At 73.6% G+C, this 25,272-nt stretch carries 18 protein-coding genes; 7 read left to right on the forward strand and 11 right to left on the reverse strand.

Annotated elements, in window-relative coordinates:
• Positions 1 to 32: 32 nt before the first annotated feature.
• Positions 33 to 677 (reverse strand): hypothetical protein, encoded by a 645-nt coding sequence (locus FMEAI12_RS25310; RefSeq protein ID WP_235014477.1) that lies wholly within the window; start codon positions 675 to 677, stop codon positions 33 to 35.
• Positions 678 to 818: 141 nt separating this feature from the next.
• A complete protein-coding gene (locus FMEAI12_RS25315; protein WP_235014479.1) occupies positions 819 to 2,273 on the reverse strand; it encodes an EAL domain-containing protein in 1,455 nt (484 codons plus the stop codon).
• Positions 2,274 to 2,406: 133 nt separating this feature from the next.
• On the opposite strand from FMEAI12_RS25315, the gene FMEAI12_RS25320 reads away from it, so the two are divergent.
• Complete coding sequence (locus tag FMEAI12_RS25320; protein WP_112108116.1) at positions 2,407 to 6,207, forward strand: ABC transporter ATP-binding protein; 3,801 nt, start codon at positions 2,407 to 2,409, stop codon at positions 6,205 to 6,207.
• A gap of 91 nt (positions 6,208 to 6,298) precedes the next feature.
• Here FMEAI12_RS25320 and FMEAI12_RS25325 read toward each other — a convergent pair whose 3' ends face one another.
• The 4 genes from FMEAI12_RS25325 to rlmB form a co-directional block, all read right to left on the reverse strand.
• Positions 6,299 to 7,207 carry a hypothetical protein gene (locus FMEAI12_RS25325; protein ID WP_112108104.1) on the reverse strand — a complete coding sequence of 303 codons (909 nt, stop codon included), beginning with the start codon at positions 7,205 to 7,207 and terminating at the stop codon, positions 6,299 to 6,301.
• 7 nt (positions 7,208 to 7,214) lie between these two features.
• Positions 7,215 to 8,360, reverse strand: a complete 1,146-nt coding sequence (locus FMEAI12_RS25330; RefSeq protein WP_160144322.1) for a serine/threonine-protein kinase — start codon at positions 8,358 to 8,360, stop codon at positions 7,215 to 7,217.
• 219 nt (positions 8,361 to 8,579) lie between these two features.
• Complete coding sequence (locus FMEAI12_RS25335) at positions 8,580 to 9,626, reverse strand: PHB depolymerase family esterase (RefSeq protein ID WP_112108106.1); 1,047 nt, start codon at positions 9,624 to 9,626, stop codon at positions 8,580 to 8,582.
• A 96-nt stretch (positions 9,627 to 9,722) separates the two neighbouring features.
• Positions 9,723 to 10,883, reverse strand: a complete 1,161-nt coding sequence (rlmB, locus tag FMEAI12_RS25340) for a 23S rRNA (guanosine(2251)-2'-O)-methyltransferase RlmB (protein ID WP_071065802.1) — start codon at positions 10,881 to 10,883, stop codon at positions 9,723 to 9,725.
• Positions 10,884 to 11,374: 491 nt separating this feature from the next.
• Between rlmB and FMEAI12_RS25345 the strand changes: the two genes are divergently transcribed.
• The 5 genes from FMEAI12_RS25345 to FMEAI12_RS25365 all read left to right on the forward strand — a co-directional run bounded on the left by FMEAI12_RS25345 (position 11,375) and on the right by FMEAI12_RS25365 (position 19,073).
• The gene (locus tag FMEAI12_RS25345) at positions 11,375 to 13,096 is read left to right on the forward strand and encodes a hypothetical protein (protein ID WP_112108107.1); all 1,722 of its coding nucleotides are present in this window, start codon (positions 11,375 to 11,377) and stop codon (positions 13,094 to 13,096) included.
• Complete coding sequence (locus tag FMEAI12_RS25350; protein WP_112108108.1) at positions 13,093 to 14,409, forward strand: serine/threonine protein kinase; 1,317 nt, start codon at positions 13,093 to 13,095, stop codon at positions 14,407 to 14,409. The genes FMEAI12_RS25345 and FMEAI12_RS25350 overlap by 4 nt, the downstream gene beginning before the upstream one ends.
• Before the next feature lie 123 nt (positions 14,410 to 14,532).
• Complete coding sequence (locus FMEAI12_RS25355) at positions 14,533 to 16,068, forward strand: PP2C family serine/threonine-protein phosphatase (RefSeq protein ID WP_112108109.1); 1,536 nt, start codon at positions 14,533 to 14,535, stop codon at positions 16,066 to 16,068.
• A 106-nt stretch (positions 16,069 to 16,174) separates the two neighbouring features.
• Positions 16,175 to 17,461 (forward strand): VWA domain-containing protein, encoded by a 1,287-nt coding sequence (locus FMEAI12_RS25360; RefSeq protein ID WP_071065799.1) that lies wholly within the window; start codon positions 16,175 to 16,177, stop codon positions 17,459 to 17,461.
• A gap of 4 nt (positions 17,462 to 17,465) precedes the next feature.
• Entirely contained in the window at positions 17,466 to 19,073 is a 1,608-nt protein-coding gene (locus tag FMEAI12_RS25365; RefSeq protein WP_112108110.1) for an FHA domain-containing protein, read from the forward strand.
• A gap of 229 nt (positions 19,074 to 19,302) precedes the next feature.
• Here the strand turns inward: FMEAI12_RS25365 and FMEAI12_RS25370 are convergent, their stop codons facing one another.
• The 5 genes from FMEAI12_RS25370 to FMEAI12_RS25390 all read right to left on the reverse strand — a co-directional run bounded on the left by FMEAI12_RS25370 (position 19,303) and on the right by FMEAI12_RS25390 (position 23,426).
• Positions 19,303 to 20,886: a cysteine--tRNA ligase gene (locus FMEAI12_RS25370; protein WP_112108111.1), complete on the reverse strand. Its 1,584-nt coding sequence runs from the start codon at positions 20,884 to 20,886 to the stop codon at positions 19,303 to 19,305.
• Between the two features lie 69 nt (positions 20,887 to 20,955).
• Complete coding sequence (locus FMEAI12_RS25375; RefSeq protein WP_012157807.1) at positions 20,956 to 21,348, reverse strand: PPOX class F420-dependent oxidoreductase; 393 nt, start codon at positions 21,346 to 21,348, stop codon at positions 20,956 to 20,958.
• 222 nt (positions 21,349 to 21,570) lie between these two features.
• Positions 21,571 to 22,053 carry a 2-C-methyl-D-erythritol 2,4-cyclodiphosphate synthase gene (gene ispF, locus FMEAI12_RS25380; protein WP_012157806.1) on the reverse strand — a complete coding sequence of 161 codons (483 nt, stop codon included), beginning with the start codon at positions 22,051 to 22,053 and terminating at the stop codon, positions 21,571 to 21,573.
• The gene (gene ispD / locus FMEAI12_RS25385; protein WP_112108112.1) at positions 22,050 to 22,739 is read right to left on the reverse strand and encodes a 2-C-methyl-D-erythritol 4-phosphate cytidylyltransferase; all 690 of its coding nucleotides are present in this window, start codon (positions 22,737 to 22,739) and stop codon (positions 22,050 to 22,052) included. Before ispD ends, ispF begins: the two co-directional genes overlap by 4 nt.
• Positions 22,740 to 22,943: 204 nt before the next feature.
• Positions 22,944 to 23,426, reverse strand: coding sequence for a CarD family transcriptional regulator (locus tag FMEAI12_RS25390; protein WP_006545253.1), 483 nt, complete (start codon positions 23,424 to 23,426; stop codon positions 22,944 to 22,946).
• A 1,099-nt stretch (positions 23,427 to 24,525) separates the two neighbouring features.
• On the opposite strand from FMEAI12_RS25390, the gene FMEAI12_RS25395 reads away from it, so the two are divergent.
• Positions 24,526 to 25,272 (forward strand): hypothetical protein (locus tag FMEAI12_RS25395; protein WP_112108113.1); only part of this gene is annotated, 747 nt, incomplete at its 3' end.

The following is a 25,272-nucleotide window of genomic DNA, read 5'->3' on the forward strand; positions in this document are numbered from 1 at the left end:
GTGGATTTCGTTCGCACGGTTCTCCGGGAGTGCTACCGCGAGGCCCGGCCGGTGATGGCGACGCGTGCGCCGAGGCCGGTCAGGTAAAGCGGGCTGCGGTCGGTGAATCCGGCGACGTCCTCCTCGCCGATGTAGAGATCGAGGTGGCGCTGCCCGCCAAGCCCCGGCGTGAACTCGTCCCGGACCTCCCACGTCCCGCGCCGCAGCGCCGCGCACGCGTTCGGGTCGATCTCGGAGCCGTCCTCCTCGTGCCCGCAGTCCTCGACCACGAAGGTCGTGCCGGCCGGCAGGGTGGAGGAGTCGGCCGCGGCGCTGCGGAACGGGACCAGCGCCCGCCCGGCGGTGTCGACCGGGACATCGTCGATCCAGAAGCCGGAATCGTACGACCAGTTCAGCGCCGAGCCCCGCCGCGGGCCGCTGGTGATCCGCCCCGTTCCCTCCTCGCGCACCACCTGGACGAATCCGGCCGGGAACGTCCCGAGGAAATCGTTACCAAAGACGCAGTCGAGCTGGGGGCAGCCCCGCACCGTCAGAGGTGGGCCGTCATGGAAACGCTCCACGGCCGTGTAGTAGACGGTGATCTCCCAGTCGCCTTCGGGCCCGCTCGGGGGCTGGCCACCCGCCGACGGCGCACAGGCGCCCATTCCGATCAGCAGGGTTCCGGCGATTCCGGACATGGCGGAAACCGCCGCACGCCGATTCAGCCACCGGACCTTGTTCACGATGCCCACGACACGACACTGTCCCGGTTTCCCCAACGGCGGGCAACGATCTCTATCGAAAAAAGCTCCGGGCCACCGCGGAAGACCACACTGTATTTACGCCGGGGCCGGATTCAGGACGCGCACGCGGACACCAGCGGCCCGTGACTCGCCGGGACGTACCGGGACGCACCGGCCGTGCGCGGGCAGCGGCAACGGCCCCGGCGGGCCCAGGAACTCGCCCTGCCCCTGGTCCACACCGGCGGCGGTCAGCACGCGCAGCTCGTCCGCCCTCTGGATGCCCTCCGCCACGAGACACGCCCCGATCTGCCGGGAGAAGTGCACGAGCGCCTCGACGAGCGCGCGCCGCGCCGCGTCGGCACCGACGTCCGTCGTCAGCCAGCGGTTCATCTTCACGACGTCCGGCAGGATCTGCACCAGCCGGCGCAGGCTCGCGTAGGCGACGCCGACGTTGTCCACCGCGATCCGCACCCCCATGTCCCGCAGCTCGTAGAGGCGGGCGAGCGTGCCGGGCAGGTCGTGGATGCCGTCCCGTTCGGTGATCTCGACGATCAGCTGGTCGGCCGCCGTGACCGCTAGCAGCTCCCCGAGGCGGCCGGACGCGATGGTCGCCGGGGACGCGTTCACCGCGAGCGACAGCCCGCGCGGGAACCTGGGCAGCTCCGCGACCGCAGCCCGGATCGCCGCCAGCTCCAGATCGATTCCCATCCCGACCGACGCGGCGTGCGCGAACCAGCGGTCCGGCGGAAGATCACCGAAGTACGGGCCGGCGGCGCTGCGGTCGTCGGCCTCCTCACCGGCCGCCCCGCCAGCCTGGTCACCGGTCTCCTCACCGAGGTCCCCGGCCGGCTCCCCCGGCGGCGCGGGGAAGGTGGGGAAGCGGGCCAGCGCCTCGGCGCCCACGAGGCCGTGCGTCGGCAGGTCGAACACCGGCTGGAAGACCATCACCGGCCCGCCGCGGGCGATTACCTGCGCGATCACGCTCCGGATGTGGTCGTCGTCCGCCCCGCCGCGGTGCAGGGCGGACACCGCGTCCGCCACGACGTCGGCGAGCAGGCCCAGGAAGCGGGCCTCGCGGTCACCCAGGCCCGGGTCCGGCTCGGTGCTCAGCGCGCACAGCATGCCGTAGAACTCGCCGCTGTCGAGGTACACAGGCGCGCCCACGTACGAGCCGATGCCCAGCTCGCGGGTGACGGCCAGGGCGGCGGTGCGCTGATCCGCCCGGGCGTCGGGAATGACGGCGGGCAGCCGCCCGTCCAGCACCCGGGCACAGTAGGTCGCCTCCTGCTCGACATGCCTGCCGACCAGGCGCTCGACCAGCTCACCCTCCCCGGAGATCAGGTCGATGACCTGTTCGTCCCCGGTGAACCGCGACAGCCAGGCGACGTCCGTCCCGAGGTGGCGGCGGGCCAGGTCCAACACCCGGGCCACCTCGTCGGTGCGCTCGCGCACCCGCCCGCCGACGCGACGGTCCCGGCCACGCCGGCCGTCACGGCCGTCACGGCCGGCAGGTGGGTCCTGCGACCCAGCCCTGCTAGCGAAAACACTCACCAGTCCACCTCCACGGGTGTGTCCCAGGCGTCCAGCCCGGCCCGTGTGGACGTCCGCGGCGGTAGGCTTTCGCGCCATCGCCGGACTTCCGTCACCTCGTACCGTTTCCCGCGGCCCGGTGTCCCGCGACCCGATGTCCCGCAGCACGGTGTCCCGCGGCGCGGTCGCGGGCGGGAAGGCCGGCTGGCTCCGCCGGCTGACGCGTCAGTGCTGGCGGCACCGCGCGGCGCTGATCACCACCTGGGTCTGTGCGGTGACCGGGATGACCATCAACGCGCTCACCCCGCTGCTACCCAGGGTGATCATCGATGATGTGATCATCGCGCGGTCCCGGCCGATGCTGCCCTGGGCCGGGCTGATGCTGCTGGCCGGGATCGCCGCCTACCTCCTCCTCATGGTGCGCCGGCGCTGCGGAGCCCGCATGACGCAGGAGGTCACGCACGACCTGCGGACGGCGATGTTCACCTCGCTCACCCGCCTGGACGGCGCCGGCCAGGACTCCCTGGAGATCGGCCAGGTGATCGGCCGCAACACCTCGGATCTGACCCGGGTCCAGAACCTGCTCACCCGTACCCCCACGGCACTCGGCGGCCTTGTGGCGCTGGCCGTCTCGCTCGGGGCGATGGTGGTCCTCTCCCCGCGGCTCACCGCCGTCGCGCTGGTGACCCTGCCGGTGCTCGGCGCGCTCTCCCTGACCAGTCGCGTGACGCTGTTCCCCGCCTCCTGGTACGCGCAGCAGCAGGAGGCGGCGGTCGCCGGGGTGGTGGCGGCGACGGTGTTCGGCGTGCGGGTCGTCAAGGGCTTCGGGCAGGAGGAACGCGAGCTGAACCGGCTGGAGGCGGTGGCCGCCAGGCTGTTCGCCCACCAGCTGCGCGTGGTGCGCATCGACAGCCGCTTCGCGCCGTCGATCCGGGCCGTGCCGTCGCTGGGGCAGATCGCGATGCTCGCCTTCGGCGGCGCGCTCGCCGTGCACGGCCAGCTCTCGCTCGGCACCTTCATCGCGTTCGCCACCTACCTGACCAGGATCAACCAGCCGATCCGCAACCTGGTCGCGCTGGTGACCCTGGCCCAGCAGGCGCGGGCCAGCGCCGAGCGGATCTTCGAGGTCATCGACACCGGCCCCACCGTCGTCCAGCGCCCGGACGCGGCCGACCTTGACGTCGCCGAGAACAGCGACGTCGCCGAAGACCCCGCGGACGGGCCGGCGAAGGTGCGGCCTGCCCAGGCCCGGCCGGTGCCGGGTGCCGCGGCCGTCGAGTTCGACGACGTCTCGTTCGGTTACCAGGACGGCCGGCCGGTCCTGGACGGCTTCCGGCTGGCGGTGGCGCCCGGCGAGACGGTCGCGCTCGTCGGCCGCTCCGGCTCCGGCAAGTCCACCGTCGCGGCGCTGCTCAGCCGCTTCTACGACCCGTCCGCGGGCGTCGTGCGGGTGTACGGGCACGACGTGCGCGATCTGACGCTGACGAGCCTGCGCGGGCTGATCGGCGTCGTCGGCGACGACGGCCTGCTGTTCTCGACCAGCCTGTGGGAGAACATCGCCTACGGGTGCCGGGACGCCCCGACCGCGACGGTGCTCGCGGCGGCGCGCGCGTCGCGGGTCGACGAGTTCGCCACCGACCTGCCCGAGGGCTACCGGACCAGGGTCGGCGAACGCGGCCTGACGCTCTCCGGGGGCCAGCGCCAGCGCGTCGCGATCGCCCGGGCGATCGTCGCCGACACTCCCGTCCTCGTGCTGGACGACGCGACGTCCGCGATCGACGCGGAGGTCGAGGCGGAGATCCACCGGGAGCTGCGGACGGTCACCTCGACCCGGACGACACTGCTGATCGCCCACCGCCGGGCGACGCTGCGCCTGGCCGACCGGATCGGGGTCGTCGAGCAGGGCCGGATCCTCGACATCGGCACCCACGACGAGCTGATCGCGCGCTGCGCCGCCTACCGCGACCTGATCACCCCGGACGACCCGGCCGACCAGGACGATCCGGGCGACCAGGGCGATCCGGGTGACTTCGCAGCCCCGCGGCCCCGCGAGCCCACGGAAGCGACCACACCCACCGAGACCCCGGTGCCGGACATCCAGGCCGCCGCCGTTCCCGAACTGGAAGGACTGCCGGCGGCGCTGCGGCGCCGGGTGCTGGCGCTGCCGCCCGCCCTGGACACCCCGGACCTGGACCAGGAGGTCGTCCGCGCCCGCGACCCCCGCTTCGGGCTCGCCGCCATCGGCCGGCTGCTGTGGGCCTCGCTCACCATCGCCTGGCTGCTGCTCGTCATCGACAGCCTCACCACGCTGGCGCTGCCCATCCTGATCCGGCACGGCATCGACGAGGGCGTGACGGCCCGCTCGCTGCCGGTGGTACTCGGCACCGCCGGGGTCGGCGTCGCCGTCATCGCCGTCTCGTGGAGCGCGCACACCGCCCAGATCCGGGTGGTCGGCCGTCTCGGCGCACGGGTCGGCTACCTGCTGCGGGTGAAGCTGTTCGCGCACCTGCAACGCCTCGGCCTCGACTTCTACGAACGCGAGGCCAGTGGACGGGTGATGACCCGCCTCACCTCGGACGTCGACCAGATCGCCGACTTCATGCGGAGCGACGCCGCGTCATCCGCCGTCTCCGTTCTGACGGCGCTGGGCATCGCGATCGCCCTGGTCGTCATCGACCCCGGCCTCGCACTGGCCGTGTTCGCGCTGGTCCCGCCACTCGTCATCGGCACGGTGTTCTTCCGCGGACGGGCCGCGCGGGCGCACGCCGACGCCCGCGAGAGCCTGGCCGAGCTCACCGCCGAGCTACAGGAGAACGTCACCGCGATGCGGGTCGTCCAGGCGTTCCGCCGCGAGCCCGACACCCTCGACCGTTACCGCGACCGCAGCGCCACCTACCGCGACCAGCGGTTACGCGCCGTCCGGTACCTCGCCTACTACTTCCCCTACATCCAGTTGCTGTCGACGGCGGCGAGCGTGGCGGTGCTGCTCGTCGGCTCCGGGCGGGTACACGCCGGGACGCTGACCATCGGCGCGCTCGCCGCCTACCTGCTCTACATCGAGCTGTTCTTCGCGCCGATCCAGGATCTCGCCGAGGTGTTCGACGAGTACCAGGCGGTCATGGTGGCGCTGGGGCACGCCCGGGAGCTGATGGCCGTCCAACCCGTGCCGGCGGACACCCCGCACGCGCGGCCGGTCGAGCGGCTGCGCGGCGAGATCAGCCTCACCGGCGCCGGCTTCACCTACCCGGGCTCCGCCACGGCCGCGCTGCGGGAGGTGAACGTCACCATCCCCGCCGGCCAGACGGTGGCGCTGGTGGGCCGGACGGGCTCGGGCAAGTCGACCCTCACCAAGATCATAGCTCGCTACTACGACCTCACCGAGGGCACGCTGCGCGTCGACGGCGTCGACGTCCGCGGGTACGCGTTGGCCGACTACCGGCGGCGGCTGGGCCCGGTGCCCCAGGAGGCCCACCTGTTCGCGGGCACGGTCCGCGACGCGATCGCCTATGGACGTCCCGACGCACCGGACGAGCAGGTCAGAGCGGCCGCGCGCACCGCGGGGGCCGAGGAGATGATCGCCGGGCTGCCCGGCGGCTACGGCTACCGGGTGCGCGACCAGGGCCGCAACCTCTCCGCCGGCCAGCGCCAGCTCCTCGCCCTCGCCCGCGCCCACCTCGTCGGGCCGGACATTCTCCTGCTCGACGAGGCCACAGCGGCCCTCGACCTCGCCTCCGAGGCCGCGGTCGCCCGCGCCGCGGCCGAGGTCGGGCGCTCGCGCACCACGGTGGTGGTCGCGCACCGGCTGACCACCGCCGCGCGCGCCGACCGCGTGCTGGTGCTGGACGGCGGCCGTCTCGTCGAGGACGGCACGCACGGCGCGCTGATGGCGGCCGGCGGCCACTACGCCCGCCTGTGGGCGGCCTACGCGCACGAGCACCGCCTGGACGTCTCGTAGGAGGCCGGGCCCCGTCCCGGGACTGTGAGCACCGCGCCGCCCTGCCGCCACCACCCTTCCGAGGAGAAGAGCCAGGACCCTCCCCGATGCGCTAGACCCGCGTCGACTCAGGGGGAGCCGACGGGTAACCGAGCGCCCGCGCGCCTTCTGGACCGTCAGGGATGCCCTGGTACCACAGCCGGCAGATCTGCGCCCACTGGCGGCGTTCCGCGCCGAATGACGTCGCTCTGGTCCAGCCGACCGCGTCGATCACAAGACCGCGGTGCAGGTCGAACGCCGATCTCACGAGCTCGGCGTACGGCGCCGCGCTTCTGAGCAGGCCCCGATGCGCGGCCCAGCTCACGGCGGACCCGAGCGCCAGGCAGAGCAGCGGCGCGTGCCACGGCAGGGTCAGCGCCGCGACGGCCGTGCCGCTGACCGTGAAGAGCAACGCGAGGGTCAGCGACGCGACCGCGCCGTCGACGCGTGTCTTGGACACGGCCAGCTCGGTCCTGAAGTCAGGCGGCAGCACCGCGTACAGGCGTGGCCAGACGACCGCCGAATCAATGCGGTATCGCTGGAAGGCGTGGGTCTCCGAGCTTCGCATCATGTTACCGAGAGCGGACGGCATTACCCACTGGGCCAGGGGCGGGTAACGCGAGTACCGAAGCGGCGATCCTGCGGGCAGCCTGTCGAATATCCGGAGGTGACGGGTCCGTTGGCGCTCCCCGATTACACGCAACGGCCCACGCAGGGCGTAACCCTGGTACATCCGCAGCAGGCCGTGTATCTGGCCGGCCAGAGCCATCGCCCCGGTGACCAACGCGGCGACGGTGACGGTGACGAGCGCGGTCTTCTCCGTACCGGAACGGGCGTACCACCAGGTCGCGGTGTCCGTCCAGCCGATCGCGGAGATGACGAGGAACCCGTTGGCCGCAAGGAAAACGAGCACCTGCAGGAGAGCGCTGCGGACGAACCGCGGGTCCAGCAGGGTCGCGATCTGGTCGAATAACGAAGTCATTGCCGTCCTAGTCCCAGCTCACCGCAAGAACATGACCGGAGACGCAGTAGGTGATCGTCTCGACGAAGATGGTGACATGGTTGACCACACCGCAGACCGCGCAGGTCAGGGCCGTCGACACCGCCTCGGCCAGCGGGTCGCCGACCAGACGTCCGTTCACTGCCGGCGCGGTGAACACCGGACCCGGGACCTGGGTTCCGGTCCACTCGCCCGCGGGAGCGCCTTGAACCGGGACGGACCACTCCGAAGGCGAAGGGATTCTGCGCCCGGATAGATCACTCGTCCATGAATCGCCCAGTTCCGGGACGATGCCGGAGGTCGGGGAAACCCTGAGGCCCGACGTGGGGGGAGCCGGTTCCACATGGTGATGTACATGCTCCAGCAACAGGGCAAGTACGGTGGACATGTCAGGGCGGCGAGCGGGCTCGGCCGCCAGCGTCCGGCCGACCAGGACCCTGAGGTCGTCCGGGAGACTGGCCGGCGTATTCTCCGGTGCCGGGTCCTCGAATGTGTAGTCGCCCGTCGCCGCGAAGACGACAACCGCTCCCCAGCCGAAGACATCGACCGCCTTTGAAACCGTTCCCGACGCCGCACGCTCGGGAGCCATGAATCCCCGGGTTCCCGAACGAAATCCCTCAATGATTCCCGCCGGGGGAATGATCTGGGCCGTCCCGAAGTCGACGAGCTTCGGACCGACTCTCGACATTATGATGTTCGAGGGCGTGACGTCGAGGTGAGCGAAGCCGGCTGCATGGACCGATTCGAGCGCCATGGCCAAAACAGTCGCGACCTGTGCGACGTCCGCCGTCGGGAGCGCCCCGGATTCGGCCACCAGCTCACGCAGAGTGCGACCCGGGATGTACTCGTAGGCGATCCACCACCGGCCCGGGCCCAGCTCCGCGTCCAGTACCACCGCTGTACAGGTCGTCGGGACGCGGCGCGCGATCACGAGCTCGCTCTCGAAGTTCGACCGGAGCATCACCGGGTCGTCCGAATCATTCTTGAGGACCTTCACCGCGGCTCGCTGACCGTCCGGCCGCTGTCCAAGAAAGACGACGGAGGACCCGCCCTCACCGAGCCTGCCGAGAAGCAAATACGGCCCGATCCTCGTGGGATCAGACGGCAGCAGTTCCAGTTCCGGGGTCGCGGTCATCGGCTTCCCGCCCCCAAACGGCCAGCTCATCTATGCCGCCGACCCGGCGTGGCACCGGCACCACGAAAGTGTAGCGATCTGCGCTGCTCTCCCACCAGCCTGCCTTGCCACTCCCCGCTTCCCCTGCCACCGCGGCAGACATTCCCATCGAGGCATGACGAAGCGGATCTCGAGGGTGCCGGCGAACGGCCACACCGGTGGACCCTCCCTGATGCGGCGCTAGCTGTGGGAGGCGAGGAACTCCCAGATGACCCGGGTCGCGTCGGGGGCGTCCGGAGCGTCGTCGGCGCGTGGGCGGATCTTCGTTCCACCCGGCCAGGCGTGCCCGCCCCCGCCGACGCTGTAGAGGACGACGTCGGCGCCCCGGGCGCATCCTGAGTAGGTCGTGCGGATCACGGTGCCGTCCGGGACGGCCGACGGCTCCGGCACCCAGGGCCCTCCGGGCCCGACGGTTCCGCCCGGGACGGGGCCGCCGGGCCCGTCGACCCCCTCGGCCTCGGGCGTTGCTCCGCACGCGTTGTGCTCGGCCCAGAACTGGATGGCGTAGGCGACGGACTGGTCCACCCGGTCGTTCTCGGTGCCGACCCCGCGCCCCGTGGACCGCCCGCCCGCGTAGGGGACGTTGTCATCGGCGGTGCCGTGGATGGCCAGTACAGCCACGGGCCGCGTGGGCTGGCAGCCGTCCACGTTCATGGCCCCGGCCACCGGGGCGATGATCGCGACCCGCGCCGAGAGCTCGCAGCCGATCCGGTAGCTCATCATGGCTCCGTTGGAGAGCCCGGTGACACCGACCCGATCCAGGTCGACGGGATACCGCTCGGCGAGGTCGTCGAGCAGCGCGCCGATGAAGGCCACGTCGTCGATGTCGTTGTCACGGGCGAATCCACAGCAGTTGCCGGCGTTCCAGGTGAGCAGGCGACCACCCGCGCGGGCCGTTCCGTCGGGGTAGACGGCGAGGAAGCCGGCCTCGTCGGCGAGCTCGCTGAACCCGGTCTGCCGCTCGGTGAGCTCCCCGTTGCCTCCGCCCCCGTGCAGGACGATCATCACCGGCAGGTCGACGCCCCCCGCCGCCGGGGCGTGCGCACGGTAGGAGCGCTCACGCCCGTCCACGGTCAGGGAGCGCACGACGGTGCCGGCCGCCGCGGCCCCCGCTGCCGACGGGGCCGCCGGGCTGCCCGGGATCACCGGCCCGCCGCGCTGGCAGCCGCCGGCCAGCAGCACGGCAACGAGGCCGAACCCGACAACCGCGAACGATCTGACGCGCATGTCACCTCCCGGACCCCAACCGGCCGGCACGGCCGCCGGCCGCCGACTGGGCGGACGGTAGCCGGCCGAGATCTGAGGGAGGTGTGAATCCGCGGGTCAGACGGCGGCGGCCACCCGGCGGCGGCGGGCGATCTCGGAGAGGGCGATGCCGGTCGCGACCCCGGCGTTCAGGGACTCGACCTGGCCCGCCATCGGGATGCGCACCCGCAGGTCGCAGCACTCGCCGACAAGCCGGGACAGGCCCTTGCCCTCCGAGCCGATCACCAGCACCAGCGGGTCGGTGGCCACCTGCAGCTCGTCCAGGGAGACCTCGCCGTCCGCCGCGAGGCCCACGACGAACAGGCCCGACTCGGCGAACGAGCGCAGGGTTCGGGTGAGGTTCACCGCGCGCGCGACCGGCAGCCGCGCGGCGGCACCCGCGGACGTCTTCCACGCGGCGGCCGTCACCCCGGCGGCGCGCCGCTCCGGCACGACGACGCCGCTCGCGCCGAACGCCGCCGCCGAGCGGACGACCGCGCCGAGGTTACGCGGATCGGTGACCCCGTCGAGGGCGACGACCAGCCCGGGCGCCGCGGCCCGCGCGGCGGCGAGCACGTCGTCGGGGTGGGCGTACTCGAACGGCGGGACGGACAGCGCGAGGCCCTGGTGGGGCGCGGTGCCGCACAGGCGGTCGAGCTCGAACCGGCCGATGTCGACCACGGCCAGCCCGGCCCGGCCGGCGAGGCGCCGGGCGTCGGCGATCCGCTCGTCGAAGTCCAGGCCGCCGGCGATGTACAGGGTGGTGGCGGGCACGCCGGCCCGCAGGGCCTCGACGACCGCGTTGCGCCCGACCACGAGCTCGTCGGTCTCGACCCGCCGCGAGCCGTACGCCCCGGGCGCCCCCGCCCCGCCGTGACCGCCATGCGCCCCGTTACCGCCGTGACCGCTGTGACCACCTGAGCGCCCGGCACCGGCGGCGCCGGCCGATCCGCCGGTGCCCCGCTCGGCCCGGGGGCGGTCGCGCTCGTCGGCCGCCTGGCCGCCCGGGCGCTTCGCGGCCGCCCGCGTGCCGGCGGCGCTCACGGCCGCGCGCCGCTGCGCCGGATGGCCTGGACGCATCTCGGCCGGCGGCGTCGCGCCCTTGCCCTGCAGCGCCTTGCGGCGCTGGCCGCCGCTGCCGACCGCCGCGCCCTTGCGGTGGGAGCCAGCCTTCGCGGCCCGGCCTCCCTGACCGCCGCGGGCGATTCCTCGGCCGCCTCGACCCTGGCCACCGGCCATAACAGTCCACCTCGTCACTAGCCCGTCGGGTCGTGAACCCGCCCGGCGAGCCCACGGTCGTCCGACCGGGTCAGCTGGCCGTCGGCGGCCACGCCGCGACGCCGGTCGTCCATCAACGGTATCCGTAATGGGCACATCACACGGCGGGCGCCGCCGCCAGGCGAAGACGGCAGGCGAAGACGGCAGGGCACCGGCCGACGAGCAGACGAGAAGTCCGGCCACGGAGCAGGCGACCGAACGGGCCACAGCGACGACCACAGACCGCACCAGTTCAGCGAGACGGTCCGCGAGCCGGCTGCAGGCTACCTATCCTCGGTAGCAGGGACGTCCCCCGGCCGCGGGGCCCCGTCCACACTCGGGGCCGGCCGCTCCGGCGGTGCCGTCGGGCGGGCCACACCGCCCGGTGGAGGTGGCCGCGCGTATGGACAGGAGGCGCATGTACAGCGGGCGGATGAACAGCGTCTCCCGGCCCGGTCGCGGGCGGTGAGCCGGTGCCCTCTCCCGGCACAGACGATCTCGACGCCGCCCTGCGGGCGCTCGAGGAGACCGTCGCGGCCCAGGCGGGCGTCCTACTCGACCTGGAGAACAGCCCCGAACGTGCGCTGCTCGACCCGGCGCCGCTGAGTGGCGTCACCCGGGCCGAGGCACTCGCCGTGATCGCCGTCCTGGCGGACGTCTGGCGGGCCTACGCGGCCCTGCGCGACGTCACCGAAGCCGCGCGGAGCCTGCGCGGCCGGCGCTCCCGGGTGGACGCGAGGACCCTGACGGAGCTCACCGCGCTGCTGTACGGCCCCTCGGTGCCGGACATCCTCCCGCAGACGAAGATCCTTCCGGCGCCGGAGATCGGCCCGGTGGCACAGATCCGCCGGGTGGCGCAGATCCGTCCGGTGGCGCAGATCCGCCCGATCGCGGAGATCGGCCCGGTGCCGGCGCGCCACCGGCCGGAGCGTGCGGGACAGGTCCACCCGGAACAGGCGCGTCCGGAGCAGGCGCGTTCCGGGCAGGTGCGCCCGGCCGAGCTGGCACGCCGGGTGGACGCGGCCGTCGCCGCGGTGCGGGGGCGGATGCGGCTGATCCTCGGCGTGCGCAACGCGCTGCTGGCCGAGATCGCCGCCGGCAGCCGGGCCGTCGCCGAGACGAGCGTGCTCGCGGCCCGGCTCGGTCTCGCGCCCGGTGACGCCGGGCTGGTCGCGGCCCGGCGACTGCTGGCGGAGCTCTCCGCCGCGGCGCGCTCCGATCCCCTGGGGGTCCCTCCGGGGCTGCGCGCCCGTACCGAGGCCGCGGTCGCCGCGGCCACGCGCTCGACTGGTGATCTCGCCCGACGCCATGACGGTCTCGACGCCGACCTGGCCGCGGCGGGCGCACTGCTCGCCGAGATCACCCGACTGGACGACACCGCCCGCCGCGACGCCGGGCTCGCTACCGGCCGCATCCGCGGGCTGGGGCCGCTGTACCGCCTGGCGGACAACTGGCGGGACGACCAGCAGCATGGCCTGGCGCCCTGGCTCATCCGGCTGCGCGCGCAGGCGGCCGCGGGCCGTTGGAAGGAGTCGAGCCGGGGGCTGGCCCGCTGGCTGGAGGTGGCCGAGGCGACCCACCTCGCCGCCCAGCGGATCGCCGGCGCGAACGGCGCCGCGCTGCGCCGGCGGGAGGAGCTGCGCGGCCTGCTCGGCGCCTGGGAGGCCAAGGCGGCCCGGCTGGGCCTCACCGCGGATCCGAGACTGCTCCCGCTCGCCCGCGCCGCCCGCCGCGAGCTGTACTCGGCGCCGACCGATGTCGAGCGCGCCGCCGGCCTCGTCAACGACTTCGGCGCCGCCCTCGCCGCCCGGGACGGCTCGCCCGCGCGACCGGCACCGCCGCGGCGACCCGCGCAGCGGGACCGATCCGGTACGCGCACCCACCCGATCCCGCCCCCGCAGACCGCTCCGCACCCGCGACCGGCACCGGCACCGACCGCCTCGACCACGCGGCCCATCCAGGCCACGCCCTCCGCTCCGCCCGCGCCTCCCGCTGAGCTTGCGCGCCTCGCCCAGCCCACGCCTCCTGGTCAGTCCCCGTCCCCCGTTCAGTCCGCGCCCTCCGCACGGCCCAGGCATCCCACCCAGCCCACGTGGCCGGCACGGCGCACCCGGGCCAGGCGGCCCGCGGGGAGCGCCGGGGGCGGGAAGCCGGCCGGGATCGGGAGCTCCACCCGTCCCGAGGCGGTGACGTGACCCGCGGGCATTCGGTTCGCGGGCGCGACCGGGGCACACCGCGTGAGCCGGCCGCACGCTGCCCCGTCTGCGCCGGGCCGATCGGCCGCGGGCGGCTCGGGCTGCCCGCCCGGGACCGCGGCTTCTGCCCGCGCTGCCGGACCCCCTACTCCTTCGCGCCCCCGCTGCGCGCCGGGGATGTCGCCGGCGGCTACGAGATCGTCGAGTGCCTGGCCGAAGGCGGCCCCGGGCCCGCCGGTTGGGTCTTCTCAGCGGTCGACCTGCGCGGCGTGGCGGGCGCCGCCGAGATCACTGGCACGGGCGACCCGACAGGCCCAGGTGGCCCAGGTAGCCCAGGTAGCCCAGGCTCCGGCGGTGGCGTCCCGGGGCGGCTGGTGGTACTCAAGAGCGTGCGCCGCGGTGGGATGCGCCCGCCCGCGCGGCTGGGCCTGCGCCCGGGCCGCCGGCTGCCGCCCGACCCGCCGCTGCGACATCCGGCGATCGTCGAGACGCTGGGCGAGGTCCGCCACGACGGCGTCGTCTACGCGGTGATGGAGCTGGTGAGCGGCCCGTCCCTGGCGGATCTGCTCCGGTCCCGGCGGGCGGCGCGCGGCGGGGCGCCGGCGCCGCTACCCGTTCCGGAGGCGGTCGCCGGGGTGCGTCGGCTGCTGTCCGCGCTGGAGTACGTCCACGACCGCGGGTACGTCTTCTGCGACCTGGCACCGGGAAACGTGGTGTGGGACGGCGACCGGGTGACGCTTATCGATCTTCAGGCGATCCGTGAACCCGGGCGGCGCGGCGGCACCTTCCATGTGACGGCCGGTTTCGACGCCCCCGAGCTGACGGCGAGCCCCCCGTCGGTGGGTTCCGACCTCTACGCTCTCGGCAGGCTGTTGGCAACCGCGGTACTCGACTTCCCGAACAGAGCGTCAACCTACCGATACACCCTTCCCGCCCAGGAGGTCGACCAGGTGCTGGCTCGGCACGAACCGCTGCGCCGGTTCCTCCTTCGTGCCACCGCCGCCGATCCGGCGGACCGGTTCGCCAGAGCCGCCGACATGGCCCGCGAGCTCGCCGGAATCGCGGTGGACGGCGCCGCCGCGCCGGCCGTGGAAGCCACCGCGGAGGCGAGAAACAGAGCGCCCACTAGGGAAAAGGTGGGAGAGGTGGCAGAGGTTACGGAGAGCGCCCGTGGCGAGGGCGTACTGGAGACAGAGCTCCGACCGATCCCAGGAGCACGGGCGAGCGCTGGCACCGAAGGGGGCACCGAGATCACGGGCGTCGACGCATCTGGCGGATCATGCCACTATTCATTTCGGCGTACTTGGATTTGAGCAGGTCGACGTGATATATCCGGTCCCCACAGGACGGGCAGGAGGCACTCACCACATGGCTCCGCGCACACCGCCCAGACTCGCTGTCCCCGGCGGGCCGGTCCAGCGGCCGGTGGCCTGACTGTGGACCTCAACCCCCGGCACGGGCAGGGCTACCCCGGGCACAGCTATCCCCCCGAACGCCCGGACTCGCCGCACCCGAATGCCGGCTACGCCGAGAGCTCCACCCACCCCGGCGGATACCCAGGGGACGATCTTCCGACCGAGAGCTACCGGGCGGAGGACTTCCGAGCCGATGATCAGCCTACCGAGAGCTACACGCCGGACCAGTTCTCCGGGTCCGCCTACCCGGAGAACGGCTACGCCGACAACGGCTATGCGGAGAACGCCTATCCGGACGGCGCCTATCCCGGCGCCGGCTACCCGGCGGGCACGGGTGGCTACCGGGACGGCGACTATCACCACGAGTACCCCGAATCCGCGTACTCCGAACCCGGCTACCAGGGTGAGACGTACCCGGACGGCACCTATTCGGGCAGCGGATTCAACGAGGACGGATACGCGGAGGACACCGATCCGGCCACGATGCTCCTGGGCCAGCGCGCCGCCCCGGGCGAGGCGGACGACGACGCGCACGACGAGGTGATGCGCTGCCCGGTGTGCGCGGCGCCCAACTACCAGGACGCCCGGTACTGCGAGGCCTGCGGTTTCGCCCTGACCGGCGTCCCGGTGGCCGGCGGCGACGAGGACCACCGCGAGATCGACCTCGGCCCGCTCGCCGGCGTGTGTGACCGCGGCGTGCGGCACACCACCAACGAGGACTCGATGGGCGTGGCGATCGTCCACGGCACGCTGATCGCAGTGGTCTGCGACGGGGTCTCGACGACCCCGGGCTCCGGGGAGGCGTCCGCCGCCGCCGCGGCGACCGCGACGGCCATCCTCGCCGACGCGGTACGCGCCCACGGGCCCGGCGAGGCCGTCCCGTACGACGAGCGGCCGGCGAGCCGGGCGAACGACGTCCTCGACGTTCTGGAGGAGTACTCCGAGTACGACGAGCCGCGCACCGCTCCGCGGCGGATCTCCGGTGGTTTCGGCCCGGACGAGGCCGACATCGCCCTGCAGCGGGCCGTGGAGGCCGCCCAGGCCACGATCGCCCAGCTCAGTGCGGCGGAGGGCCGGATGGCGCCGTCCTGCACCTTCGCGGCGGCGATCATCACGCCGCCGTCGGTGGACGGCCCCGGCATGGTGACCGTCGGCTGGGTCGGCGACAGCCGCGTCTACCTGCTCGGCCCGCGCTGGTGCGAGCGGCTCACCGCGGACGACACCTGGGCGGCCGAGGCGGCCCGGGCCGGGCTCATCCCGGCGTCGGAGGCGGAGACCCACCGGCGCGCGCACACACTGACGCGCTGGCTCGGCGGCGACGCCGAGGACGTCACCCCGCACACCGCCGCCTTCCCGATCGAGACCCCGGCCACCGTCCTCGTCTGCAGTGACGGCCTGTGGAACTACTCCTCGCGCCCGGACGTCCTCGCCGCGCTGGTGAACCAGCTCGAGCCGAGCGCGTCCGCGCTGGACGTCTCCCGCCACCTCATCGACTTCGCCATCGACCAGGGCGGGCACGACAACATCACCGTGGTCGCGGCGAGGGTGACGAGCTGACGATGCCGCCGCGCCCGCAGGCCGCCCGCCGTGTCCGCGGGCGGGGCCGCTCCAGATCCGGCTCCGGCTCCCGGCGGCGCTGCCGCGCCCGGGCCGCGGCGGGCGGATGAGCGCGTTCACGGCGAAGGTGTACCAGAACGAGTTCCTGCCGGTCGGTGGGACCCAGGTACACGCGGTGATCACGGTGACCTCGACGGGCGCCCCGGCCGCCCCCCCGATCGCGGGCCGGCCGACCGGGCGTCCGGAGCAGGCCATGGTCATCCTGCTCGACTGCTCCGGCTCGATGGCGAACCCGCCCGCGAAGGTCACCCAGGCCCGCCGCGCCGTCCGGGCGGCGCTCGACAGCCTGCCCGACGGGGCGTGGTTCGCGGTGGTGCGCGGCACCGGCTCCGCCGCGATGGCGTACCCGCGCTCGCCCGAGCTGGTTCCGGCGTCCGCGGCGACGCGGGCGGCGGCCTGCCACGCGGTGGACGCGCTCGAGCCGCACGGAGGCACCGCCATGGGCCGCTGGCTGCGGCTGGCGAACGACCTGCTGGCGACCCGGCCCGACGCCATCGGCCACGCGCTGCTGCTCACCGACGGGCAGAACGGCGAGATGGAATCCGAGCTGCTCGGCGCCGTCGACGCCTGCCAGGGCCGGTTCCAGTGCGACTGCCGAGGGGTGGGCACCGACTGGCGGGTGGAGGAGCTGCGGGCGATCGCCACCGGCCTGCTGGGGACGGTGGACGCCGTCCCCGAGCCCGCCGGCCTCGCGGCCGAGTTCGAGCGGATCGTGGCCACCGCCCTCGACCGGGCCACCGACCGGGTCTCGCTGCGGCTGTGGACGCCCACCGGTGCCTCGCTGGACTTCCTGCGCGAGGTCACCCCGGACCTGCGGGACCTCACCGGCTCCGGCCGGGCCGTCGACGACCACTGCACGGACTACCAGACCGGGGCCTGGGGGATCGAGTCCCGGGATTACCACCTGTGTGTCCGCCTACCGGCCCGCGAGGTCGGCACCGAGGTCCTGGCGGCCCGCGTAAGCCTCGTCGTCGACCACCAGCCGACGTCATCCGCGCTGGTACGCGCACTGTGGACGGATGACACGGCACTGGCCACCCGGGTCAACACGGAGGTTGCGCATTACACCGGTCAGGCCGAGCTGGCCAGGGTCCTGGCGGACGGGCTGGAGGCCCGTCAACAGGGAGACGACGTCACTGCCACACTGAGGCTTGGGCGGGGAGTACAGATCGCGCTCGCGTCGGGCAACGAAGCAACCTACCGCCTCCTACAGAAGGTGGTTCACATCGACGATCCCACAACGGGTACGGTTCGTCTGAAGAAAAACGTCGAGAAGATGGACGAGATGGTCCTCGACTCGAGGTCAACCAGGACTGTCCGGGTGAACAGGTGATCAGGTGAGCGCACGCTGCCCGGAGGGGCACCTGTCGCACGATCCCGACTACTGCGATCAGTGCGGGCTGCGGATCGTGGGTGGTCAGGAGCGATACGGCTACCGTCAGGACGACGCCGGGCGCGGCGCCGCGTACAGCGCGGGCGCGCCGACGGGGCGTCCGGCAGACCCGTACGGGCGTCGGACGCCGGAACGGGACCCCTCGGTGCCCCCGGGGCCTTCGGGCCCCGCCGGAGCGCCGGGAGGCTATGACCCGCTCGGCATCCGGCGCGCCCCGGCCGACGCGCCAGGCGTGGCGGATCCGCCGCGTGGCGCCGGCCGCGGCGGCGACCCCTACGGGGGCTACGGCCGCGAGGGATACGCCGAGGAGCCGCGCTCCGGACGGTCGTACCCGGCGGCGGACCCGTACAACCGCGACGGGTACGGGCGCCCCGCCGACGAACGGGCCCGGCCTGACGAGCGGGCCCGGCCCGACGAGCGGGCCCGGCCCGACGGCCGCGGCGAACGGCCGCGGGATGGGCTCGACCCCTATGGCCGTGAGCGCGACGACCGCGGCGGTGCCGGCGGCTTCGGCGGCCGCGACGACCGCACCCCGCCCGGGTACGGGCGGGACGACCGCGGCGGTGCCGGCGGCTTCGGCGGCGGGCGCGGCGAGCCGGATCCCGCCGGCTACCCTCGCGCCCGCGACGACCGCGGCGGGTACGGCGCGCCCGACGGGCGGGGCGGCTACGGCCCCGGCGAGCCGGGCCGGCCGGCGCCCGAGGCCGACGACCGGCGCGGCTACCGTGACGACGGCTACGGCCCGAACGGCGGCGGCTACGGTGCGGACCCGCTCGGCGTGTCGGCCGCCGGCGCGACCCCGGTACCGGCCCCGGCCGGCACCCGCGACCGCTACGCCCCCGCCCCCTGCCCGAACTGCCGCTCGCTGAACGAGCCGTCCGCGCGGTTCTGCGAGACCTGCGGGCTCGACTTCAGCACCGGCCAGCTGCCCGCTCCGGCGGGCGCGGTGCCCGTCGACGACGCGGGCGTGACCTCCCGGCAGACCGGGTCACGGCGCGGCGCCGAGGCCCGCCACTCCACCGACCCGCGGATGGCCGACCCGCGCCGCGCCGACCCGAGGCTCGACGATCCCCGGCTCGGCGACCCGCGCGCGGCCGATCCCCGGATGGGCGGCGACCCGCGAACCGGCTCCCGTGGCCGCGAGTGGGACGAGGCCGGTCCCGGTGGCACGTGGGAGGCCGTCATCGAGGCGGAACGCGAGTACTACGACAGCGGTGACGACCACCGCGTGCCGTTCCCCGCGTTCTACCCGCGCCGCGTCTTCGTCCTGACCGAGTCGCAGATGCTGATCGGCCGGCGCAGCGAGTCGCGCGGCATCCACCCCGAGATCGACCTCTCGGGAGCACCGGAGGACCCGGGCATCTCCCGGGCGCACGCGACCCTGGAGCGGATGCCCGACGGCACGTACGCCGTGCGTGACCCCGGCTCGACGAACGGAACCCGCCTCAACGACGAGCCGGACCCGATCGAGCCCGGCCGTCCGATCCCCCTGCGCGACGGCGACCGCGTCTACGTGGGTGCCTGGACGAGGATCACCGTCCGCGCGCAGTAAGCCCCACCTGGCGGGGCCGCCCGGCTTGGACACCGGGCGGCCCCGCCAGCCCCACCGGCTTCTCGCGGGACCCTCGCTGGCTCCTCGTCGGGGCCTCCGCCGGGCTACCGCGCTGAAGCGTGGTGCGCCAGCAGCACATGGACTGGCTCAGGCGACTCGCCTCGACGACGGGCCACGCGGATGGCCGGCCGGCCCGGATCTCGCCCCAGGCGGGCCGGCGGCCCGTCGCCTACGTGAGGTGCCAGCGCTGCCCTTCGGGCGTGTCCTCGATGACCACACCGGCCGCCGCGAGCCGGGAGCGGATGGAGTCGGCCTCGCTGTAGTCCCGCCGGGCCCTGGCCGCCGAGCGCAGGTCCAGCAGGACGTCCATGACGCCGTCGAGCGCGGGGCGCAGCTCGGCGCCCGCCGTCGGCCACTGCTCGACCGGGTCGAGCCCGAGGACGGTCAGCATCCGGCGGGCGACGTCCACCCAGCCGGCCAGCTCGCGGCTGTGGGTCTTCGACAGCACCTGGTTGCCCCGGCCGACCACGCCGAACAGGGCGGCCAGCGCGCGGCCGACACCGAGGTCGTCGTCCAGCGCCGCGGCGAACTCGGCCCAGGCCCCGTCCGCGTCCGCAGCCTCGGTGCCCGCCACGCGATCGGCCTCGGCGGCAAGCGCCGCGGCCTCCGCCGGCCCGCCCAGGATGTCCAGGGCGTTGCGGACGAACGTCTCGATCCGGTCGTGCGCCGCCGCGGACTCGTCCAGGGTCTGCTCGCTGTACTCCAGCGAGGAGCGGTAGTGCGCGGAGAGCAGGTGGTAGCGCAGCACCTGGGGGCGTACCGCGGCCAGCGCGTCGGTCACGAAGAACGAGTTCCCCAGCGACTTCGACATCTTGGTGCCGCCGGTGGTGAGCAGGCCCACGTGCATCCAGTAGCGCGCCATCTCGCCCGCCACGCCGGCACCGGCCACTCCCGCACCGGCACCCCTACCAGCCACGCCCGCACCCGCCGCGCGGGCGCCAGCCGGCACGGCGCCGCCGGAAACGGCACCTCGGGACGCCGCGCTCGCGGTCGCGGTCGCGGCTTCCGCGACCGCGAGCTCCGCCGCACACACGGACTGCGCCCGCTCGTTCTCGTGATGCGGGAACACCAGGTCGAGCCCGCCGCCGTGGATGTCGAACAGATCGCCGAGGTACTTGCCCGCCATCGCGGAGCACTCGAGGTGCCAGCCCGGCCGGCCGGGGCCCCAGGGAGAGGACCAGGACGGCTCACCGGGCTTCACGGCCTTCCACAGGGCGAAGTCCCTGGGGTCGGCCTTGCCCGGCTCGGACTCCGGGGACGGGTGCATCGCGGCGGGCCGCTGGTGGGAGAGCGCGCCGTAATCAGCGAACGCGCCGACGCGAAACCACACCGAGCCCGCGCCGGGATAGGCGAACCCACGCTCGACCAGGACGGCGATCATCTCGAGCATCTCGGGGATGTGCCCGGTGGCTCGTGGGGAGATCGTCGGGGGCAGGATCCCGACGGCCCGGTAGGCATCCTCGAACGCCCGGGTCTGCCGGGTGGCGAGCTCCCACACGCTCGTCCCCGCCCGCTCGGCGTTGACGATGATCTTGTCGTCGATGTCGGTGACGTTCTGGACGAACGTCACCGACAGGCCGCTCTGCGTCAGCCAGCGCCGCAGCAGGTCGAACGCGAGGGCGGTACGGATGTGGCCCACATGCGGCGGAGACTGGACGGTGGGCCCACACACGTACACGCCCACATGACCGGGGCGCTGCGGCACAAACGGCCGCACGCGCCGGGTGCGCGTGTCATAGAGGTGAAGACCCATCTGTCAAGGGTACGGCCCCGCCGCGGCGGCGGCGCCAAAGGGAGGTCCCCCGGGTCGGTCGCGGCGGGCTCAGCCGGTGGTGAGAACGCGCTCCGCGACCACCCGGATCACCAGCCGGACCTCATCCGGACCGTCCCACTGGTATGGGGACCCGGTGTACTTGGTGGCGAGCTGATCGATGAGCTCCTTGCCGCCCTCCTCGGAGAGCGTGGCCAGCCCGCGGACCTCCACGTAGCTGTACGGGTCCCGCTGATCGAGGAACATCAGCCCGACCCGCTGGTCACGCGCGATGTCACGCTCCTTCGCGCGCCCGCGCACGGTCGACAGGAGCAGCTCATCGCCGTCCCGGGCGATCCACAGCACGGTCAGGCGAGGCGAGCCGTCGGGACGGATCGTCGCCAGCGTCACGTATGTCGGAGCATCCGCGAGCGCCCTGACCGACTCGGGAAGCCGCGCCGCCATCACACTCCTCCGGGAGTCACTCACCGGGCACACCCTCTCACTCCACCCGGGATCCAACCTACGCCGATGCCAGTCAGGCATATCCCTTTGGCCACGACTTGGCCCACGACCATTTCGGACGACCGCGGGCCACTGACAGCCACAGGCACTGTCACGTGCGTCCGGTCAGACGGATCCCGCCGGGCACGGGGTAGTCGGGCGCCGGGGGCCGGGCCGGGAACGTCAGACGCGGGTGACCAGAGCCGTCGCGATGGCGGCCAGGCCCTCGCCGCGGCCGGTGAGGCCCAGCCCGTCCGTCGTCGTCGCCGAGAGGTTCACCGGGGCGCCCAGCGCCGCCGACATCGCCTCCTGCGCCTCGACCCGGCGCGCGGCCATCCGCGGGCGGTTGCCCACCACCTGGACGGCGACGTTCCCGATCAGCCAGCCGCCCTCGGCGAGCAGGCGCGCGGTCTCGCCGAGCAGCGCCGCGCCGGACGCGCCGGACCACTCGGGGCGACCGGTGCCGAACACGGCACCGAGATCGCCGATGCCGGACGCGGTGAGCAGCGCGTCGCACGCGGCGTGCGAGGCGACGTCACCGTCGGAATGCCCGGCGAGCCCCGTCTCCCCGGGCCACAGCAGGCAGGCGACCCAGCACTCCCGCCCCTGCTCGAAGGGATGGACGTCGACACCTGTGCCCACCCGGGGCAGCGACGGTTCGGTCACCGCTGCCCGTCGCCGGGTGCGAACTGGGCCAGCAGAGCCTCCGCGAGGACCAGGTCAGCTGGTCGGGTCACCTTGAACGCCTCCTCAGCGCCGGGGATCGTCGTCACCGGCACCCCCAGAGCTTCCACCAGACCGGCGTCGTCGGTGACCGGGAGGTCCCGGTTCGCGTAGGCCGTGTGCAGGATGTCCCGCCGGAAGCCCTGTGGGGTCTGCACCGCGCGCAGGACGTCCCGGGGTGGGGTCCGCACCACCCGGCCGTCGGCGTCCACCTCCTTGACGGTGTCCGTCACGGGCAACACGGGGATGACAGCGGGATGGCCGTCGAGCACCGTGGTCGCGACGGCGTCCACCAGCTTGGCGGGCGTGAGCGGCCGCGCCGCGTCATGCACGAGGACCACGCCGATGTCGTCGTCCAACGCCTCGAGCGCGGCGCGGACCGAGTCCACCCGCTCAGCCCCGCCGGGGACGACGAGCACCCGTGGGCCCAGGATCTGGCCCACCACCTCGACGAGAGTCGGCGGTGCCGCTACGACGACCTGAGAGACGAGCGTGGACGACAGGAGCGTCTCCACCGCATGCAAAAGCATCGGACGGCCCCCGAGCGGCCGCAGTGCCTTGGGCGTGCCACCGCCGAGACGCTCGCCTCGGCCCGCCGCCGGGACGAGGGCCCCGACCCGGGTGCTCACCAACTCCGGCCTCCGCGGCGAACGCGCCTGACCGCCCGGGAGATCCGGACGGGTGAGAGGCCCCCTTCCGGGGGCACTCCCACGGGGATGAAAATCCGCCGCAACCACGATTCGGTCGGAAACATCAAGCCTTCCGCTGACGTCGGACGGCGCGCACAATGCCGCCCCGGTGTTGCCGACCGCGCATGTTCGAGCCTGCCGGTATCAGCCGGCGAGAACCTCGTCGAGCATGGCTTCAGCCTTGTCCTCATTGGTTCCCTCGGCGAGCGCGAGCTCGCTGACGAGAATCTGCCGCGCCTTGCTGAGCATGCGCTTCTCACCCGCGGAAAGACCGCGTTCACGATCACGCCGCCAGAGATCACGAACCACCTCGGCGACCTTGTTCACGTCACCCGAGGCGAGCTTCTCGAGATTGGCCTTGTACCGCCGGGACCAGTTGGTCGGCTCCTCCGTGTGCGGGGCGCGTAGCACCTCGAACACACGCTCCAGGCCGTCCTGACCGACGACGTCACGCACCCCGACCATGCCGACGTTGTCGGCTGGAACGCGGACAGTGAGGTCGCCCTGGGCGACCTTCAGCACGAGATAAAGTTTCTCTTCACCCTTGATGACGCGCGTTTCAATCGCATCAATCAGAGCAGCACCATGATGCGGGTAAACAACGGTCTCGCCGACTTGGAACGCCATGTGTCACGTGCCCCTTCCGCCTCTACCAGCGTAACACGCACGCATCGCCGCAGGTCAGACGCGCGCTGCTGGCCTGCCACGGGAAGGGGGCAGCCGTCGTGTTCCGGCCACCCTCCGAGGCCGGCAGGTACGGCACGCGACAGACCTGGCGCCGAGCCCGACCGGATCGGCGCAGGTCGGGGGCTATCAACGGGCGACGTGTCCGGTCTGGCGAAACAGATGGCGTTGCGGCGGAAGTTGTCCGGTTGTTGGCATCAAGAGCGTCGCGACACTACCGTCCCTACCCCGCTGGCCCCACATCGACCCGCCGAAGGTCCCCCGGAGCCGCCGTCCGCACCGGGCGTGTCGCGCCGGCTCGGCGGGCCGCCTCCCGCCCCCGTCCGCTCGCACTCGCCGTGCGACCGAAGACGGGGCGGCCGCCGCGGGGACCGAAGACCCTGTCTCCCAGGGCCCTGCGGCCTTTCTCCCCCGGACCTGTGGAATCCGGTCGGCCCGCCCCGAGGGTGCCGGGCCCTTCCAGGCCCCCCTGTTCGGTGCGCGCAACTGGCCCGAGTCATGACGAAGCGGATTCTCCGGACATCCGATCACGCAGATGACATCCGGTTGCGCGAGACGACGGGGAAACGCCATGCTCGCGATCGCTCACCCGCCCCAGGCCGGCTCCCTTCCGCCAGCTCCACCCGCCGACCTGGTCAGACAGCTGAACCCGCCTGGACCCGCCCCCCGAGGCCACGGCTCTCCCGCCCACACCCGCGCCGCGGCGAACGGGTCCGACCTGCGGGCGGGTTCGCATGGGCCGTTCGGATCTGTTGTCAGCCGTCCGATCGGTCCGAGATGTCGAGCCCAACACGCTAGGCCGCACATAGCGGGCGCGGATGGCTAGTCTTAGCCCCGCACCCGCGGCTCCGACCTGGGACGCGGGTGACCGGGTGCGCTCCCGGTGCGCCACGCGGCGATCCACCGACTGGAACGTCGCGACGGCCCGCACCGGTGCGCGCCGGCCGCTGCGGGCCCCCGCAACGGCCACCTGACCGGTCACGACCGATCGGCACCGACGCGCCAGGCGCGCCGGTCCCTGCGCAGGAGGAGCCACCGAGCCGTGAGCCGCCGTCTGGGTGCTCGTTCCGCGACGTCCACCATCCATGGGACGCCGCACGTCGAAGCCGCCGAAACCGGTGGTCCGGGCCACGCCCCGGAAGTCGGCGGCGGCCCGAGAACCGCCCGCCGCGGCCGGGTCCGCGCGCGGGCCGCCCTGGCGACATCCGTCGCCGCGGCCGCCGTCGCCGCGGCCGCGCTGAGCGGATGCGCGTCCGGCACCGACGCCCTCACCAACTCCGCCCGCACCACGACCAACTCGGTGAGCGGAGCCGTTGGGTCGGTCACCCTGCGAAATGTCTACGTCGCGGGCCCGGCGAACGAGGGCGGGTCGGCGCAGGTCATCTCCGCCGTGTTCAACGGTGGAGCGGAGGAGGACAGCCTGATCGGGATTTCCTCCCCCGCCGCCAGTAGTGGCACGGCGCCCAAGCCCTCGATCATCCGTCCCGGTGCGGGCAACATCTACATCGCGAACGGCTCGGCGCCCACGCTGACCGGCCTGAACGAGACGCTGGCCATCGGCGACGAGGTGCCCGTCACCTTCACATTCGCGAAGGCGGGCAGCGTCACCCTCGACGTGCCGGTCGAGGCCCCGGCCCCCGGGGCCTCCGGTGGCCCGGTGGCCCCGACGGCGCCCGCGGAGACCTCGGCGTCCCCGTCCGGCACCGCCACGCCGTCCAGCGGCGCGCCAGCCGAAAGCGGCGCACCGGCGGTCGGCGGCACGACGACCGAGCCCGGCGCCCCCGCGGAG

Origin of the sequence: Parafrankia sp. Ea1.12 (assembly GCF_900465275.1) — a bacterium.
Taxonomy (GTDB): domain Bacteria; phylum Actinomycetota; class Actinomycetes; order Frankiales; family Frankiaceae; genus Parafrankia; species Parafrankia soli.